A 16,733-nucleotide genomic window follows, 5' to 3' on the forward strand; every position below is an offset into this window, starting at 1 on the left:
GCTAAATGGTGGCTATATTTCGGTAAATAATTAACTAAACGACGGAGGGTAAGCGCTTGGGAAGAAATGATTATCTAATTAATGAACTGGATAGAAAGTTCGCTAACTACTATAACTACAACAAAGAGATTGCTATTCGTAAAGAAGAACTCAAGATGCGTGAAGCGGATGAGAATATCGGTGGTGGCAAGAGTAATATCAGAAGTAATCCAGTTGAGCTACAAGTCATTAAAGAGTTATCTGATCCATACATCGTTAATCGTCAATTGTGGAAGAAAGGCATCAAAGAAACATTGGAAGAACAGGATGAAGAAGTGAAGGTTCTAATGGAGTTGAAATATTGGGGAACAGATAGTTGGATGGATTGGGCATCGTTTGGTAAAAAACACGGTTACAGCAAACCGACAATTTACCGGATACGACAAAAGGTACTATTTGGTTTTGCTAGGAAAATTGGCGAGATTAATTAATTTGAGACAAAAGTATGTAGCTGTCTCATGTCAATAGGCTATAAAATGATAGAGTAGATAATTCATCAAGCAGACGATTCAAACTTACTGTCATTGAAAGTTCCTTCTTTCTAAATTAGTTAACATACAACGTCTCAGCTTGGTGGATTGTTTCGTTTTGACTACACTGCCGCTCTGAGGAAACAGAGAAGGCAAACAATTGACGGCACGAATAATGATTTCTACTCAACAGGACGTGCCGTCTTTATGTCACTGTGGCGGAAAGGGTAAAGTTAATCAGATATAAGAGAACCGTCTCGGTGAGACCGCGTAACGGGTAGGCTGAACGAGATAGCGAGAGACTCTCCCTGAAATTTCAGGCACGCATAGCGTGTGTTACCTCTATGACGGAGATACGGTGGATGGAATGAGTTCCCATAGATTCAGCAGGAAGTAAAACGAGGCGTCGTCACACGCCTATCTTATATCGTGCAAGGTTCGATTCCTTGCCAGTGACTTTGGCAACCGAGGCATCGGCGGTTTAAAAATATAGGGGTGCGCAATTTCGTACGCGTTTTGTGCATCGTGTAGGTTGCTATTACATATTAGATCACTCATCACGAGTGGTCTTTTTATTTTGCGCAAGGAGTGATTCGAATGTATCGACCACAATATTTAGAACAAAGATATGAAGTGACTAACATATACGCTGGGTCTAATACTGTTCCATATTTTACTATTCGAACACCAATTAAAAGAAATACATATAAACGTAAAGAAAACAATGAAATCACTAGGCGATACGGAAGAAAGATATATCGAAGAAAGGACTGACCCGATTGAGAAACTACTGGTACATTTCATTAAGCGGCAAGTATCCACGACAATCAATGTCAGTACAGATTGCCAAACGCTATACGATTGTTGAACTAACCGATGAAGCAACTGTGTGGGAAATAGATGTATGCAAGTTAGTGTTCATTGGTATTGGTTCATATAAGGACGAACATATTCAAACAAACATGAAGAGGTGGTTGAGATAATGTTTTGGAACAAAGAAGATGAGCATGATCAATGTAGCGTTCGAATGATATTGTACAAGGCAGATCACATAGAAAGCACAACCTTTGAAGGTTCAGACCTTTCGTTTATTAGAGACAAGGATATAAGAATTCCCATTCGATTATCTAGTGAAGACTCATATTATTGGGCTGCATCCTCTATCAATGGTTTGGAAGAATCGGGTTATAACGTAACTGTTCTAGTTGATAATGAGATTAGATATTGCACTCGACCAAGTAATTTAAAAGCAAAACAAGAGCCTAATCTCTTAGAAATCAAACTAAAGGATACTGATTCAGCCCCAGAGGTTTGGTACAAAGGTGAGAGGTTAGGTGAGTATCCTGAATGTCTAGTTGATATCTCATATCACTGGAACACTGGCGGCACGAATGACAATGGAGCAAACGATATCAATATCGAATACTACTCAACGCCAGATGATAAATACTTAGATAAGAAAATCATCGGGCATAAGAGAGATGCCTAAAACAAAATGTGCTGTCTCAATCTGTCGAGAGTATGTAGAGTTGCCGAATAGATATTGCGCTAAACATAAAGGTAATGCAGATAAGACATACAACAGAGAAGTAAGATACAACAAAGACAACATAAGGTATGCTCGCTTCTATGCCTCTAGCCAGTGGAAGAAGCTAAGACTTAGAAAACTTGCTGAACAACCATTGTGTGAAGAATGTCTACGTAATAACAAAGTAACTGCAGCTACTATCGTTCACCACAAGACAGAGATAAAAAACGATTGGAGCAAGAGATTAGATTATGCCTCCTTAGAAAGCATATGTCAGACTTGCCACAATAAAACACACAAAACAGAATCGATTTAAAGGCGTCTAAAATGCGTTTTAAGCGTATGTAGGTATTTCTGATATATTATGCCTAAATATCATTGCAATAAATTTAATACCCCCCTACGTAAGTGAGAGGTGACGAATCGAAGCCCTCTCTTGTGCGTATAGATTTCCCTATAAAAACTTTGTAAAGACTGAAAGAGGTGATTGCATGTCAGAACGATGGAAAAATATTCAAGGGTTTCCGAGCTACAAAGTATCGTCGAACGGTCGGGTGGCGGCTGAGTCTACAAGCGGCACAAAACAGATTAAACCATACGAGAAAGATAATGGCTACTTGTACGTGGACCTATATAAAAATGGGTCTCGATCTGGAAAAAGAGTGCATATTCTAGTTGCTGAAGCCTTTTTAACTAAACCTTCTGGAAATGTCACTGTAGATCACAAAGATAGAAATAGGCACAATAACAAAGTTTCAAATTTGAAATATGCAACTGTATCTGAACAGAATAAAAATAGAACATCATGGGCAAAGGAGGCATGACATGGGACGAGGAAGACCAAAAAAATTGCTCGATGCGAGCAAAAAGAACTACACAAAAGAAGAAATAGCCATTAAGAAAGCAGAGGAAGAAAAACTCTATAACTATCCAAGATTGGACTTTTCAATTTACCCTGTCGGACTTTTGGAACAGGCTCAAGTTGAGTGGGATAGAATCTCAAATTACATACAGGAGCTTCCTGTATCTGAATTAGACCAACAAACAATGATTCGCTACTGCAACTATTCATACTTATACGACAAAGCAAGCAAAGAGTTAGACGAACAAGGCTTTTTGATTGATGGTCGAAAAAATCCTTTGATTGATACTGTCAATTCATTCTCTAAAGAACTGAAAACAGCAACTAATGATTTAGGACTGACAATCAACTCTCGGTTGAAGATCGTTAATCCACAAGAAATTGAGAAAGAACCTGACGATCCGTTTGCGGAAATGATGAACGAAGCTGATAACGATGATTGATCACGTTCAAAAATACATCGATGCAGTAGAGTCAGGCGATATTTTAGTTGGCGAGAAAATACAGCAAGCTATCGATCGCCATAAATCAGATATTGAGAAATCCAAGAAAGATGACTATCCATTTTACTACGATCCAAAATACGCTAAAAACATTGTTAAGTTTATTTCCATGCTACCTGACCCGAAGAGTGGCAAACCAAACAAGCTAGCGCTTTTCCAAAAATTTATTTTAGGAATGTTGTGGGGTTGGCGTAGAAAAGATGACGATACAAGAAGGTTTAGAAAAGCTTATCTATCATTGGCGAGAAAGCAAGGCAAGTCTTTAATCGTATCCGGAATGAGTTTATATTGCTTAATCTATGAACGCAATCCGTATCAGGCAAGACAGATATATGCGACAGCCAATAAGAGGGACCAAGCGAAAATTGTATTTAACATGGTGAAATCACAGCTAAAAGCATTGCGTGGCAAAAGCAAAACAATAAAGAAATTTACTAAGGTTCTGCAAAATGAATTATTGACAACTGATGATTCGTTTATGAAGCCTTTATCATCAGATGCCGATACTTTAGACGGGCTCGATTGCTATTTCGCGTGTTTTGACGAGTACGCCTTGTCGAAAACAACGGAAATGATGGACGTTATCGAAACATCAATGAGCCAGCAAGACGAACCGTTGACGATTATTATTTCCACTGCTTCGAGCAAATTAAATTATCCAATGTACTCAGTCGAGTATCAGTATGTTGCGAAATTATTAAAAGGCGAAGTTGTGGGTGATGAATATTTAGCGTTATGTTGGGAACAAGACAGTGTTAAAGAGATTAACGATAAAGAAACGTGGATAAAATCGAATCCACTAATGGAGATCCCAGAACAAAAAGAAAAACTGACTGAGAAAAAACAAAGCCTGTTAAACGAAGGCAAGGCAAAAGGAAACATCTCTAACGTCCTTACTAAGGAATTCAACATGTGGGTTCAATCGTCCCAAGAAAGCTACATGAACGAGGAAGAATGGCTTGCTGCTATCGCACCGGATTATATTAAAAATACTGATCTGACAGGTCGAGAGATTTATATTGGAGTCGATTTATCCCGTGTGAACGACTTAACTTCTATTTCGTGGGTCATTCCAATCAGAGAAGAAAGTAAGTTTTTTGTTGATAGTTACTCTTTTGTTGCTAATAGAGGTGGGATTGAAGCGAAGGAAAAAGAAGATAAAACACCTTATCGTCAGTATGAACAAGCAGGCTATTGCACAATCAGTAGTAACGCTGACGGTCTGATCGATTATCATGATTTAGTTGATTGGATAACTGATTTCATAGAAAGTAATAGCTTTGAATTAAAAGGAATCTTTTATGATCCGTATAACGCTGGCAATGTTATTACTGACTTATCAAAATTCTATGAAAAAGAAATGATTGAGACACGTCAAGGATTAATTACTTTGAACGCACCAACGAAACAATTGCGTACAGACATTATTCAAGGCAAGACAGTTCATTCCAACAACCCTCTACTCAATCGAGCGATAAGGAATGCAATCACGAAAGAGAATAACGATACGATCATGATTGATAAAGCAATGAATCGGAACAAGATTGACCCACTAGATGCGTTAATCAATGCTTACACGCAAGCGATGTATCATGATTTTGACGAAGAAGACATTAACGAATTAATTGAAAAAGGAGAGTACGGATTTGGTTGGTAACTTATTGCGAATATTAGTAATTTTACTTTATGTGCTGGGACTAGCTTCATTCGTAGTCGCGGCTTTTTTGTTTAATTTGGTAGTTGGTTTTTTAACAGTTGGTATCTGTTTGATACTGACTGTTTTTATTTTGGTTCGAGAGTCTGGAATGTAGCTGAAAGGAGGTGAATAAATGGGATTATTCTTCAAAACAGAAAAGCGTAGCCTGTCGAGCCGATCTGAATCGATGCTGGATTTTATAACGAATGCAGATGGATCTGTGACGATTAATTTTGATGGCGAAACAGCATTAGAACAATCCGATGTTTTCACCGCAATTAAAATCTTATCTGGTGATATTGCAGCAAGCAAGTTCAAGTTTGTGGACGAAAAGAATACGAATCCTCAAAAATTAGATTTATTAAATGCTAAGCCTAATTCATCGATGACTCCATATTCGTTCATGTTTGCGACTATAGCTCAAATGCTACTGTCTGGTAACTCCTTTGCTATCATCCGCGATAATTGGCTAGAGTTTGCTAAGCCGTCTCAAATAGTCGTTTATGAGGACTTAGAGACAGGTCTGCTGAGGTATGAGTACACCAACAAAGCTGGAACGTCTTATAAAGTTGATAGTTCGGAAATGCTTCATTTTAAATATGTGACTGTAAACGGAAAAACTGGTATCAGTCCATTAGACGCTCTAAAAACTGAGCTTTCAATGCTAGATAATGGCAACAAAATGTTGAGTTCATTCTTCAAAAAAGGGATTCAAGCTGGCGGTGTGCTGAAACTAAATAAAGGCACGCTTAATAATTCTTCGAAGAAACAGATTAAACAGGATTTTGAAGAAGTAAATAGCGGTGCATCGAATGCAAATAGTGTGATCGTTTTGGATGACACGCAAGAATTTAAACAGTTTGAGATTAATACAGACATTTTGAAGATGATTCAAAACAATGTGTACTCAACGAAACAGATTGCTAAAGCATTTGGTATCCCACTTTCTAGATTCGGCATGGAACTAGTGAACACCAAAGATGATGCCGCTAATGATGTGTATGTTTCTAGCACACTTCGAGCACTCGCTCGAATGATTACAGATGAGTTGTTTATAAAGTTGGGAATCAATGTGGAATTGGATTTCTCAACTTTGACTGGTCAAGACATGGCTTCTCGTATGAACAAAGCTATGGATGGTGGCAACGGTGGAGACGGATATCTGTTAGTTAACGAAATCAGGAATTATTACGGATTAGCTGATATTCCTGGTGGAAATGTTATCTACACCAAAACCACAGCGAGGGGAGGTGTAAATAATGGAAATGGAAATTCGGAGCCTAGCGGAAGTTCAATCAGGGGAGAACCGGACGATTGAAGGTTACGCCCTTAAATTTAATTCATTAAGCAAAGATTTGGGTGGCTTCAAAGAGATTATTTCTCCTGAAGCACTAGCAAACACTGATCTATCTGATGTTCGATGTTTTGTGGATCACGATTCCAGCATGGTTTTAGGACGTACAGCTTCGCAAACATTAGAACTAACTGTCGATGATGTTGGACTGCATTTTAGATGTCAGTTGCCGAACACCTCTTATGCAAACGATTTGTATGAATCAATTAACAGAGGAGATATCAATGAGTGCTCGTTTGGATTTGTCGTTAGAGATGATTCACAAACATGGACACAAGAAAACGGCATGTACATTCGGAATTTAAACAGTATTGATGAACTCTTTGAGATATCAATCGTATCAATTCCAGCTTATAACGGAACGGATGCAGCACTTGCACAGCGTTCGCTAAAACGAGCTATCGATGAGCAAGAAAAACGAAAACTACAGATAGAGCTAGAACTTCTAAATTACTAGAGGTTCTTTTTTTATACCCAAAAAACGAAGGAGGAAAGAAGTTTGGATAACGAAAAGTTAAAAGCAGAAGCACAAAAAGCGCTTGATGCAGGCGATTTGGAAAAAGCTAAAGGCTTGTTAGCTCAAATTCGAGCGAATAAAGAGCAAGAAGAAACGCAAGCACAGCTCAAGACAGAGCTAGAAGACGAATTAAAAGGCCTAGGCGCTTCTGATGAACCTAAAACAGAGCCTGAAACAGAAGAACCAACTGAACCAACTGAACCTGAAAAGGATAAAGAACCAGAAGAAAAGGAAGAAATACCGCCTATTCCGCCTAAAAAGGACGAAAAAAAGAAAGAAAAGGAGAATCGATCTATGGAAGTAATCTTAGATGATAAAAAAACGAACGAAACACGTTCAATTAATCAATTTATTCGAACAAAAGGGGAAAAACGTGATGGCTTAACTACTGTTGATGCAGAAGCAGTTATTCCGATTGATCGCATTACAAAACCTGAAAAACAACCAGAAACAGTGGTTGATTTACGCCAACAAGTTGGACGAGTGCCAGTAACTACTGGAACTGGATCATATCCAATTTTGAAAGCAAATAAAAACAAAATGATTGCTGTAGCTGAATTAGTTAAAAACCCAGCTCTGGCAAATCCAGAATTTACCAAAGTAAAATACGAAATCGAAACGTATCGTGGATATATTCCAGTATCACAAGAAGCGTTAGATGATTCCGATGTTGATTTGGCTGGATTAGTTGCTGAACATATTCAACGTCAATCTTTGAACACTTCAAATGCTGCTATTGCTGCTAAATTACAAACTGCTACTGCTGTATCTGTAACAGGTATTGATGATTTAAAAGACATCGTAAACGTGAAGATTGACCCAGCTTATGCTATTAAATTCGTTGCTTCTCAAAGCTTTTTTAACGAATTAGACAAGATGAAAGATAATGACGGGCGTTACTTATTACAACAAGACGTAACTGTTGCATCTGGCTACAAATTGCTAGGTCGCGAATTAGTTGTAATGGCTGATGATGTTATTGGTACTGCTGTAGGCGATAAGGTAGCGTTTATCGGTGACCCTTCACTATTCGCTAAATACTTTGATCGTCAACAAGCTTCGGTTCGTTGGGTTGATAACGATGTTTATGGACAATTACTTGCTGGATTTGTTCGTTTTGACGTTGAAGTAGCTGACACCGCCGCTGGGTTCTACGTGACGCTTGGCCCAAAAGCGTAGACCCATCCAGTGTGACGTTAAATAAAACTACGGCTACACTAGCGGTGGGAGCATCAGAAACACTGTCAGCGACTGTCTCGCCAGTTGACGCAACGGACAAATCAGTTAAATACAGTTCAAGCGATGAGGCAATCGCCACGGTAACACCGGTTCAAGGCAAAATCACAGGTATTGCAGCTGGTACAGCAACAATCACTGCAACGACTGCAAACGGAAAAACCGCGGTGTGTGAAATCACCGTAACTGCTGAATAGGCGGTGATTAAATGGAATTAAATTCGCTAAAAAAATATCTACGCATCGATCATGATTTAGACGATAATTTGTTACTCATGCTGCAAGAAGTAGCCGAAAAATTCATTCTAAGCTCTATTGAAGTGAAGAAAACAAGCGATGAAAGATTTGATTATGCGGTGACGCTTTTAGTGTCTAGTTGGTATGAGAATAGAGTCGCTACAACAACTCAAGCTTTGCAAGAGATTCCTTTTGGAGTTACTGCTTTGATCCATCAATTGAGGGGGTTAGAACATGGCTCTAATACAAACGAGTGATTTAACTCAACGAATAGAATTCATAAAGGACCAAATCGTTAAAGATGAAGATGGGCAGCCCATCAAAACACCTGTAACGGTTTTTTCGTGTTGGTCAAGTGTTCAAACGCAACGGTTGAGTGATGTTAAAGCTTCAATCGGAACCGTGTTAGAAGGTACACTAACGTTTATTATTCGCTATCAGCAATCAGCTGAATTAACGAACGATATGAAAGTTTTATGGTCTGGCAAAACGTTTGAAATCATTACAATCACTAAAGGCGAGTTTGCTAAAGACTTTACAACAGTGATTGCTAAAGAGGTTCAAAAATGAGTGTAGAAGTAGATACGTCAGAAGTGTTTAAAGCATTTCGCCAACTTGAAACGAACATAAAACGAGTTGAGAACCCAGCGCTTAGAAAAGCGGCTTCTTACGCACAAGATAAACTCAAACAAAATACGCCTCATTGGAATGGCAAAAAATCTAATGGCAAACGTGGTGCATACATGCAAGAGCATGCTACAGACCACATTGTCACTGGGTCAGTAAAGAACGGCGCAATTGATGTTGGTTATGACAAAGAAGTATCTTGGCGAGTGCACTTTACTGAATTCGGAACGATCAAACAAAAACCACAAGCGGCCGTACAAAAAACACAAAAACAAATTGAAAACGAAGTAGCTAACATCATTGCTAACGAATTGAAACGGGGGTTAGGACTATGAAAACAGCAGTATCGCAAGTCTATTCTATTTTGAGTGGCGAAGAAAAAATAAAAGAAATCAACTTTTTTACAAACAGCGTTCCTGAAAATGCTCAAACAGTCCCTAGCTTACCCGTTGGAAGAATCGTTGAGCTTTATGGAAATTATGATGATTACGCAAGCAACAGACCAAATATTATTCAAATGAACGTTCAAGTCGATGTATGGGTGTCAACTTTAAAAGAGGTTGATGCCTTTTATTTTGCTCTTGATGAAGTCATGAGAGCCGAGGGATGGGAATGCACATACACCGAACAAACAGATGATGAAGATTTAGAAGGCGCGAAACGAATCATCAAGCGATATATCGCAAACATTTTATTAACTTAAAAGGAGAGATAATTATATGGCAACAGTAGGATTTGATAGCGTCATTTTTGGCGTTCAGCCGGGAGATACCGGTACATTTAAAGAGTTAGTCGCAGATAAGTCTGCAGGCGGTGCGATTGAAGCAAAAATCACAGGGTTGGGCTCAACATCTAATACCACTTTTGCTTCAAACGTGCCGTTTTTTATTGCAAGTAAAGGTGTGTCAGCGCCGAAAGTCACTTTAGACGTAGCAGACTTAATGGACGGCGGTATCTATCAAGAAGTCATCGGGGCTGAAACTGTGGATGGCGTGAATGTGATCGGTGCTGAAACCGAAGCGCCTTATGTTTCATTGGTAATGATTACATCCAATAAAGAAGGCAAACGCCTTTTCATGGGGATGACAAAAGGAAAATTCAGCCACCCGGATATTGATATGAAGACTGGAGAAGACAAAGGTGTGGAATTACAACCCGATTCAATCGAAGGTGATTTCATTTCAGATAGTCGTGGGTATGTATTTATGACTGCCGTTGAATCAGAAACGATGACTCTGGCTAAATTCAAATCATTGGTGAATAACACCGTGGGGAAGTAGTTAGCCCGACTTCTACAACAACGACAGAAAACACAGGGGCAACAGAAGAACCAAAAACAGACACAGAAGGTTAGCCAATCGGCTAGCCTTTTTATTTTCTAACAAACAGGAGGAATTTTGAATGATTGAATTAGAACTAAAAGTTGAAGGCAAGAAAAAAACATTCAAACAGCAAGATGTTTCAGCACGTGCTATGCGTGAGTGTATCAAATTCTACGAAAAAGCCGAAAAAGAAGAATTATCTGACTTAGACGCTATCGATGCAATGATTGCGATTGTAGCAGACATTTTCCAAGATCCAGCAGTTACTTTTGATTCTATTTTAGATGGATTAAGTGGAAATGAGTTAGTACCTGTTCTTCAAAATGTTTTTGAACAAATGAATGATTTAGGTAGTGACGAAAAAAAGCAACCATCAAAGAAAAAGAAATAAGCTTTTCAGAAGCAAGAAAGGCTATTGATCAAATTTACAAAGATTTGATTGATGCCGGTTGGACGATGAAAGACGTGGACGAATCGGACTATCACTATTTGTTGCACTTATTCGGTGAAGTAGATAAAGACGATGAATATATGGACGGTGCAGATTTCATCAAACAATTCTTGTCGGCTGAAGACCTTCGAATTTTGGAAGAGAGGAGGTAGAAAATGGCAGGTAGTGGAAAGCCAATTGGAAATATTAAATTAGGTATTAGTTTAGACGGAACTAATTTTGGTAACACGCTTGATGAAATAAACAGTAAAGTCAAACAAGCTGAATCGAACATGAAAGCTAATTTAAAGGCTTATGATTCAGCAGGTCGGTCTTATGAAGCGTTAAGCCAAAAAACTAAAGATTTATCCACAGTAATGGACGGTCAAAACGCTAAAGTCAAAGAGTTAACTAAACGACGTGATGAGGCAGTCGGAAAATACGGTGAAGAGTCTAAAGAAGTCGCTAAACTAAATACTCAAATCAACAACGCCACAGCAAAGTACAACGCTTATGGCAAGCAATTAAATGATACAAAAAAAGAACTGGTGTATTCTCAAACGGCTGTCAATGATTTAACAGACGAGTTGAAAGAAAACGAACGTCAGATGAACAACGAAGTTAAAGCGTTGAAATCGGCTGGTGACGAAGCAGGCGCCTTTGAAGCGAAACAGAAAGGCTTAACTAAGCAAGCTGAGCTTTCTGAACGAGCAATGGATGAACAACGAAAAGTTGTCGCTTTGATGGCAGATGAGTTTGGTGATTCTGCAGATGAAACAGAAGACGCTCGAAAAGAGTTAAACAAGTTAGAACGTCAAACTAAATTGTCAGACAAGCAGTTAGAGGGGCTTAAAAATTCTGCTGACAGTGCTGGTCGGGAAATCGATGATTTTGGTGATAATGCTTCACGATCAAGCAGAAAATTGGACGGTTTTAAAGACAAAATTGGGTCTTTGAAAGGCGCTTTCTCTTTTGGATCAGCGGCAGGAATTGCTTCTAATTTAATTGGTCGTGTGATCGATGGGGTGGCAGACTTAAAAGACGAAGCCTTTGCTGCTTCTGACTCACTGGATAAATTTACGCAAACCATGCAATTTGCTGGTATCGACAATTCAAAAATCAAAGAATCGCAGAAAGTCATGAAAGAATACGCAGACCAGACTGTTTATGACTTAGGCGATGTGATGAACACCACAGCACAATTAGCGGCTAATGGTGTGGAGGATTTCAACGGTTTAACTCAAGCGATTGGGAATGTCAATGCGGTGTCTGGTGGCAATGCCGAAACGTTTAAGTCTGTCGCAACGGCGATGACGCAAACCATTGGAACTGGGAAGCTTACAACAGAAAATTTTAATCAAATTTCTGATGCGATACCAGGAGCTTCCGGAAAGATTCAAGCAGCACTAAAAGAAATGGGTGCATATGCCGGAGGGGATTTTCGTCAAGCAATGGCTGATGGTGAAATCTCTGCTGAAGAATTAAACACAGCTTTTATGAAACTTGGCATGACAGATGTCGCTAAAAAAGCGGCGGGTTCTACTGCAACAATTGAGGGTGCTGTTGGCAATCTGAAAGCTAGTGTTGTAAATATGATCAACGAGATCATAGGAGCTTTCGGGAAAGGAAATATTACCAGTTTTATTAGTGGCATTAGCAAAGGTGTAGATAATTTAACAAAAAAAATTGCACCAGCAACCAAAGGTGCGACAGATGCAATCAAACCGCTTTACGATGGGTTTAAAAATCTATTTAATTTATTTAGCAATGACACAAAAAAACAGACTGGCGGATTAGATTTTATCCGAAAGATATTGCCAGCAGAACAAGCACAAACGGCGATTTCAACAATTAATAGAATTAAAGATGTAATCAGCACGCTCTTCTCTGCATTTAAAAATAAAGATGAATCAGTGATTTATAAGCTTGGCTTATCGCCTGAAACAGTAACTACTGTACAAAGAGTAATTGGAAGTATACAACAATATATCAAAGGTTTTACGGATAACTTTAAGAACATGTTTACAGTTGCTATTGAAATAGCTAAGGGTGTATTTAATACACTAAGCCCTTATATTTTACCGATCATCAGTAAAATCGGGTCAGCATTAGGTGATATTGGAAAATCAATGTCCGTTTTCTGGGAACAAAATGGGAAGCAGATAATTCAAGCAATTAAAAACTTTTTTGTGTTCATTCAACCGGTCGTAAAAATAGTTATGACTTTGATGATGAGTTTCATTGATAATGTCATCGGTTTAGTAAAAGGCCTATTAAACGCAATTCAAGGTGCAATCAAAATTTTCACAGGTATCTTTACTGGTGATTTTTCTAAGATGTGGGAAGGTGTTAAACAACTATTCTCTGGAGCTATTCAAGCGATTTGGAACTTCATTCAAATAATGTTCTTCAAACAGCTTCTTACAGGAGTTAAGGGCTTAGCCACCGGATTCAAAGGAGTTGTCCAAGGTCTATGGACAAGCGTTAGAAATCTATTTTCGAAAGGAATCAGTGGTGTAGGTTCAGCAGTTGTCAATTGGATTTCAACTACATTAGGTCGAGTTGGTGGATTAAGAACATCATTCGTTAACGCAATTAAAGCTCTTTGGAATAGCATTAAATCACTATTTTCAGGCGGAATATCAAATACTTGGAGCGCAATAAGAGGTTGGGCTTCTAATTTGCTATCTAGTGTCGGCAATTTAAAGAATAACTTAATCAACGTGATTAAATCTTTATGGAATACGATCAAAAACACATTTTCAAGTGGTATTTCCACAGTCGTTAACTGGATGAAAGCTTTGCCGGGTAAAATTGCTAGCGGGATCAGGTCTGGTGCTGGCGCTGTCAAGGATGCTTTCGAGTCAATCTTTAAAACAGCCATGAATGCAGTTAAAAAACCAATCAATTTAATCATTGATGGTGCGAGTTGGGTGCTTGAAAAACTTGGTGGTGACAAAATTAGTCACTGGAAACCCGCCTATGCACAAGGAACAAACGGACATCCTGGCGGAATGATGATGGTAAATGATGGCGCTGGAGCTGAAATGGTCGTAAGACCAAACGGTCAAGCGTTTATTCCGCAAGGGCAAAATATTACTATGTATGGCGAACCAGGAACGCAAGTAATTCCTGCACACGATACAGCAATGCTGATGGGTAAACCACGCTCAACATTCGCTTACGCTAAAGGAACTGGCGGTATGTTCTCGAACTTGTGGTCTAACGTTAAGGATGTTGGTTCAGGCATTTTAGATTCAGTTAAAAGTGCTATTGGCGATGTCATGGATTATATCGATGATCCCGGCAAATTAGTTTCCAAACTTTTAGGCTCTAATCTGCTCGGCGGATTGACTAAATGGCCTCTTGATGTTGGCGGAGGTATCTTGAAAAAAGCGAAAGATGCTTTGACATCTAAGGTTAAAGAGATGTTTGATTCAATGAGCGCTGGTAGCTTTGATGGGGCTATGAACGCGAATGGCGTTTATCAGTATTTAGTGGATGTCGCTCAAAAAGTAATGGCTAAATTTAGAGGACTAACTATCACTTCCGGTTTCCGCGAAGGTGATCCTTATTATCACGGCAAACATCAGGCTTTAGATATTGCTTATCCGTCTTCAATGAACGGCTCACCTGAAAATAAAAAAGTAGCTGATTATGCTTTTGAGAAGTTTCCTAAACAAATTGCTTACGTCATTACTAATGGTCAAGTTCGTGACCGCATGGGGCTTTCAGGACAAGGCGAATCGGGTAAATGGGTTCCTTGGCCAGATAATGACCATTACGATCACATTCATTTAAATGGTTCTATGGGATCAGGAGATATTTTTCAAGCAGGAACTGATACAGATGGAGGGTTGCCAACTCCTTCTGGATCAGCAGTAGAAAGATGGCGTTCTTATGTAAAAAAAGCTTTAAAAATGAACGCATTACCCACTTCGCAAGCATATATAAATGCTTGGTTGGCACAAATTCAAAGTGAATCGGGCGGCAACGCCAGTGCAATCCAACCGGGAGCAGATCCAGACGGTGACGGTTCGGGGCCAGCGATTGGATTGTTACAAACCAAACGAGGTACCTTTGCGGCTAATGCTTTCCCAGGGAAAGGGAACATCATGAATGGTTTTGACAATATGTTAGCCGCTATCAAATATGCTAAAAATCGTTATGGCTCAAATATGTTAGGTGTTATTGGTCGTGGTCATGGCTATGCTAACGGCGGGATTGTTAACCAACATCAAATAGCGGAAATAGCCGAAGGCAACAAACCTGAGATTATCATTCCATTAGATTCTGCAAAACGTTCAAGAGCAATGCAACTACTTGGAGTTGCAATGGACAAATTAGGCGTACAGCCTAAACCTTCTGTAACTAGTAATAATTCAAGTTCATCGATGGAAACATTAGTGGCTTTGATGATCCAACAAAACAATTTGCTTGCTAAACTATTAGCAAAAGATACAAGCGTTAATTTAGATGGTAGCGAGATAGCAGCCTCAACAAATAATCACTTAGGCAAACGTTTTGATCAAGCGTTGTATACAGCGGGATAGGAGGAGATAAATTGAACGGATATATTATTGATTTGCGATTCTTCAAAAACGGTCAATTCCTATCCTTAAAGGATATTTTAGGGGTTGAATGTACCGATTTTCAGAGGAAATCACCAACTTTAAATGTCGAATATCAAGAGTTTTCAGGATCCAATGGTTCAAGAGAGGTTAATAGTTCGTTTAAAGCTTTTGAAATCGAAGTAAAACTCTATTTAGAATTCAAAACTATGTACGACTATCAATTAAAAGAGACAGAATTGTACTCTTTCCTTTCTGACGATAATAGTTACTACATCGTGACTGATCGTGAGCCGGGGAAACGTTACTTAGTTCGACCTAGCTCAATCAGTTTGGAAGAATTAGGTATCAGATATGCTACTTATTCAGTCACTTTCAACGCATTTAGAGGTCATTCCGAATCCCTAACATCTACACTTTCAGAATTCGACTTAGCTGACGAATGGCAGTTCTCTCAAAATTTAGAGTCTGCTGATTATGAATATGAGTTTGATGTTAGTCGTTTCGAAGTATTCAACGCTGGAGACTTTGCTATTGATCCACGAGAAAGCGAACTGAACATCACGCTTCAAGGTGAGTCGTTAGGCAACGCAACAATTTTCAATCGAACTACGGGTGATCGATTTATTTACTATCCTGAATTTTCAACAAATCTTGGACAGACAGTTACAATTGATCGTGTGTATCCTAAGTTAAATGGTGTAAATCGTGGAATCGATACAAATCTAGGGCTAATTACTTTAGCTCCTGGCATTAATGAAATAGAAATACAAAATGTGGCTAATGTGAAATCTCTTTGGGATTTCCGTTATCTGTATAAGTAGGTGATTCGAATAGATATCATCATTCAAAATTACGAAAAAACAAAACGGGAGATCCTTGTCGAATATGATAAGGACTCTTTTTTTGAAAATTGGCAAGAAAACGAAACGTGGGAAGTCAGCTTTAATGCAACTAAAACAGATTTAAACAGTACAGTGTTTGATTTAGTTGATTATGAAAGTTCGGTAATTTTCGACGGTCAAGAGTTCGTTATTAAACAAATGACCACGTCTGCAGAAGGTAAAGCAGTGAGTAAAAGTGTTACTGCTACTCATATTTATTACACGATTCAGGACGGGCGACAGTACGACACAGTGACTGGTACAAGGTCAATTAATCAGTTGCTAACACACATATTTAACGCTGGTAATCGTGGTTTTAGCTGGGAAGTTGTGGATCCGAACAAGAAGTTTCTGACGGTCGAACAAGAGAATTTTGGCAATGCGAACTATCTGAAATTAATCGAGGAAATACTAAGCGATTATGATGCTGTGGTTATACCAAATAATCAACGATTAAC

At 38.8% G+C, this 16,733-nt stretch carries 22 protein-coding genes; all 22 read left to right on the forward strand.

The features are described 5' to 3' along the window. Window positions 1–56: 56 nt before the first annotated feature. Window positions 57–470 carry a hypothetical protein gene (locus RV04_RS12210; protein ID WP_071858746.1) on the forward strand — a complete coding sequence of 138 codons (414 nt, stop codon included), beginning with the start codon at window positions 57–59 and terminating at the stop codon, window positions 468–470. 818 nt (window positions 471–1,288) lie between these two features. After that, window positions 1,289–1,492, forward strand: a complete 204-nt coding sequence (locus RV04_RS12215; protein ID WP_071858747.1) for a hypothetical protein — start codon at window positions 1,289–1,291, stop codon at window positions 1,490–1,492. Continuing rightward, a complete protein-coding gene (locus RV04_RS13580) occupies window positions 1,492–1,998 on the forward strand; it encodes a hypothetical protein (RefSeq protein ID WP_245791093.1) in 507 nt (168 codons plus the stop codon). Before RV04_RS12215 ends, RV04_RS13580 begins: the two co-directional genes overlap by 1 nt. Next, window positions 1,991–2,353 carry an HNH endonuclease gene (locus RV04_RS12225; RefSeq protein ID WP_071858748.1) on the forward strand — a complete coding sequence of 121 codons (363 nt, stop codon included), beginning with the start codon at window positions 1,991–1,993 and terminating at the stop codon, window positions 2,351–2,353. Before RV04_RS13580 ends, RV04_RS12225 begins: the two co-directional genes overlap by 8 nt. 175 nt (window positions 2,354–2,528) lie before the next feature. Then, entirely contained in the window at window positions 2,529–2,861 is a 333-nt protein-coding gene (locus tag RV04_RS12230; RefSeq protein ID WP_071858749.1) for an NUMOD4 domain-containing protein, read from the forward strand. A gap of 1 nt (window position 2,862) precedes the next feature. Beyond that, on the forward strand, window positions 2,863–3,342 hold the full coding sequence (locus RV04_RS12235) for a P27 family phage terminase small subunit (RefSeq protein WP_071858750.1): 480 nt from the start codon (window positions 2,863–2,865) through the stop codon (window positions 3,340–3,342). Further along, window positions 3,335–5,059: a terminase large subunit gene (locus RV04_RS12240; RefSeq protein WP_071858751.1), complete on the forward strand. Its 1,725-nt coding sequence runs from the start codon at window positions 3,335–3,337 to the stop codon at window positions 5,057–5,059. The genes RV04_RS12235 and RV04_RS12240 overlap by 8 nt, the downstream gene beginning before the upstream one ends. Continuing rightward, window positions 5,049–5,213 carry a hypothetical protein gene (locus RV04_RS13305; protein ID WP_169818212.1) on the forward strand — a complete coding sequence of 55 codons (165 nt, stop codon included), beginning with the start codon at window positions 5,049–5,051 and terminating at the stop codon, window positions 5,211–5,213. Before RV04_RS12240 ends, RV04_RS13305 begins: the two co-directional genes overlap by 11 nt. Window positions 5,214–5,231: 18 nt before the next feature. Continuing rightward, window positions 5,232–6,416: a phage portal protein gene (locus RV04_RS12245; protein WP_071858752.1), complete on the forward strand. Its 1,185-nt coding sequence runs from the start codon at window positions 5,232–5,234 to the stop codon at window positions 6,414–6,416. Then, window positions 6,358–6,909 carry an HK97 family phage prohead protease gene (locus RV04_RS12250; RefSeq protein ID WP_071858753.1) on the forward strand — a complete coding sequence of 184 codons (552 nt, stop codon included), beginning with the start codon at window positions 6,358–6,360 and terminating at the stop codon, window positions 6,907–6,909. The genes RV04_RS12245 and RV04_RS12250 overlap by 59 nt, the downstream gene beginning before the upstream one ends. Window positions 6,910–6,951: 42 nt before the next feature. Next, window positions 6,952–8,148 (forward strand): phage major capsid protein, encoded by a 1,197-nt coding sequence (locus RV04_RS12255; protein ID WP_071858754.1) that lies wholly within the window; start codon window positions 6,952–6,954, stop codon window positions 8,146–8,148. A gap of 11 nt (window positions 8,149–8,159) precedes the next feature. After that, window positions 8,160–8,402, forward strand: a complete 243-nt coding sequence (locus RV04_RS12260) for an Ig-like domain-containing protein (protein WP_071858755.1) — start codon at window positions 8,160–8,162, stop codon at window positions 8,400–8,402. Window positions 8,403–8,413: 11 nt separating this feature from the next. Next, entirely contained in the window at window positions 8,414–8,698 is a 285-nt protein-coding gene (locus tag RV04_RS12265) for a head-tail connector protein (protein WP_071858756.1), read from the forward strand. Continuing rightward, window positions 8,676–9,011 (forward strand): phage head closure protein, encoded by a 336-nt coding sequence (locus tag RV04_RS12270; RefSeq protein ID WP_071858757.1) that lies wholly within the window; start codon window positions 8,676–8,678, stop codon window positions 9,009–9,011. Before RV04_RS12265 ends, RV04_RS12270 begins: the two co-directional genes overlap by 23 nt. Continuing rightward, on the forward strand, window positions 9,008–9,403 hold the full coding sequence (locus RV04_RS12275; protein ID WP_071858758.1) for an HK97-gp10 family putative phage morphogenesis protein: 396 nt from the start codon (window positions 9,008–9,010) through the stop codon (window positions 9,401–9,403). Before RV04_RS12270 ends, RV04_RS12275 begins: the two co-directional genes overlap by 4 nt. Continuing rightward, the gene (locus tag RV04_RS12280; RefSeq protein WP_071858759.1) at window positions 9,400–9,771 is read left to right on the forward strand and encodes a hypothetical protein; all 372 of its coding nucleotides are present in this window, start codon (window positions 9,400–9,402) and stop codon (window positions 9,769–9,771) included. Before RV04_RS12275 ends, RV04_RS12280 begins: the two co-directional genes overlap by 4 nt. 16 nt (window positions 9,772–9,787) lie before the next feature. Beyond that, window positions 9,788–10,348, forward strand: a complete 561-nt coding sequence (locus tag RV04_RS12285) for a major tail protein (RefSeq protein ID WP_071858760.1) — start codon at window positions 9,788–9,790, stop codon at window positions 10,346–10,348. A gap of 121 nt (window positions 10,349–10,469) precedes the next feature. Continuing rightward, on the forward strand, window positions 10,470–10,781 hold the full coding sequence (gpG, locus tag RV04_RS12290; protein ID WP_071858761.1) for a phage tail assembly chaperone G: 312 nt from the start codon (window positions 10,470–10,472) through the stop codon (window positions 10,779–10,781). Between the two features lie 65 nt (window positions 10,782–10,846). Beyond that, window positions 10,847–10,993, forward strand: coding sequence for a hypothetical protein (locus RV04_RS12295; RefSeq protein ID WP_245791094.1), 147 nt, complete (start codon window positions 10,847–10,849; stop codon window positions 10,991–10,993). A gap of 3 nt (window positions 10,994–10,996) precedes the next feature. Continuing rightward, entirely contained in the window at window positions 10,997–15,373 is a 4,377-nt protein-coding gene (locus RV04_RS12300) for a tape measure protein (protein ID WP_071858763.1), read from the forward strand. Window positions 15,374–15,384: 11 nt separating this feature from the next. Further along, window positions 15,385–16,215 (forward strand): phage tail family protein, encoded by an 831-nt coding sequence (locus RV04_RS12305; protein ID WP_071858764.1) that lies wholly within the window; start codon window positions 15,385–15,387, stop codon window positions 16,213–16,215. A 9-nt stretch (window positions 16,216–16,224) separates the two neighbouring features. After that, window positions 16,225–16,733: phage tail protein (locus RV04_RS12310; RefSeq protein ID WP_211271201.1), on the forward strand; the 509-nt coding region annotated here is incomplete at its 3' end.

It is taken from the genome of Enterococcus hermanniensis (assembly GCF_001885945.1).
Lineage (GTDB): Bacteria > Bacillota > Bacilli > Lactobacillales > Enterococcaceae > Enterococcus_A > Enterococcus_A hermanniensis.

Excerpts from the sequence above, each read along its gene's own strand:
- RV04_RS13580 (WP_245791093.1), top strand. The coding sequence starts at position 1,492 with ATGTTTTGGAACAAAGAAGATGAGCATGATCAATGTAGCGTTCGAATG.
- RV04_RS12225 (WP_071858748.1), top strand. The coding sequence starts at position 1,991 with ATGCCTAAAACAAAATGTGCTGTCTCAATCTGTCGAGAGTATGTAGAG.
- RV04_RS12230 (WP_071858749.1), top strand. The coding sequence starts at position 2,529 with ATGTCAGAACGATGGAAAAATATTCAAGGGTTTCCGAGCTACAAAGTA.
- RV04_RS12235 (WP_071858750.1), top strand. The coding sequence starts at position 2,863 with ATGGGACGAGGAAGACCAAAAAAATTGCTCGATGCGAGCAAAAAGAAC.
- RV04_RS12240 (WP_071858751.1), top strand. The coding sequence starts at position 3,335 with ATGATTGATCACGTTCAAAAATACATCGATGCAGTAGAGTCAGGCGAT.
- RV04_RS12245 (WP_071858752.1), top strand. The coding sequence starts at position 5,232 with ATGGGATTATTCTTCAAAACAGAAAAGCGTAGCCTGTCGAGCCGATCT.
- RV04_RS12250 (WP_071858753.1), top strand. The coding sequence starts at position 6,358 with ATGGAAATGGAAATTCGGAGCCTAGCGGAAGTTCAATCAGGGGAGAAC.
- RV04_RS12265 (WP_071858756.1), top strand. The coding sequence starts at position 8,414 with ATGGAATTAAATTCGCTAAAAAAATATCTACGCATCGATCATGATTTA.
- RV04_RS12270 (WP_071858757.1), top strand. The coding sequence starts at position 8,676 with ATGGCTCTAATACAAACGAGTGATTTAACTCAACGAATAGAATTCATA.
- RV04_RS12275 (WP_071858758.1), top strand. The coding sequence starts at position 9,008 with ATGAGTGTAGAAGTAGATACGTCAGAAGTGTTTAAAGCATTTCGCCAA.
- RV04_RS12280 (WP_071858759.1), top strand. The coding sequence starts at position 9,400 with ATGAAAACAGCAGTATCGCAAGTCTATTCTATTTTGAGTGGCGAAGAA.
- RV04_RS12285 (WP_071858760.1), top strand. The coding sequence starts at position 9,788 with ATGGCAACAGTAGGATTTGATAGCGTCATTTTTGGCGTTCAGCCGGGA.
- gpG (WP_071858761.1), top strand. The coding sequence starts at position 10,470 with ATGATTGAATTAGAACTAAAAGTTGAAGGCAAGAAAAAAACATTCAAA.
- RV04_RS12295 (WP_245791094.1), top strand. The coding sequence starts at position 10,847 with ATGAAAGACGTGGACGAATCGGACTATCACTATTTGTTGCACTTATTC.
- RV04_RS12300 (WP_071858763.1), top strand. The coding sequence starts at position 10,997 with ATGGCAGGTAGTGGAAAGCCAATTGGAAATATTAAATTAGGTATTAGT.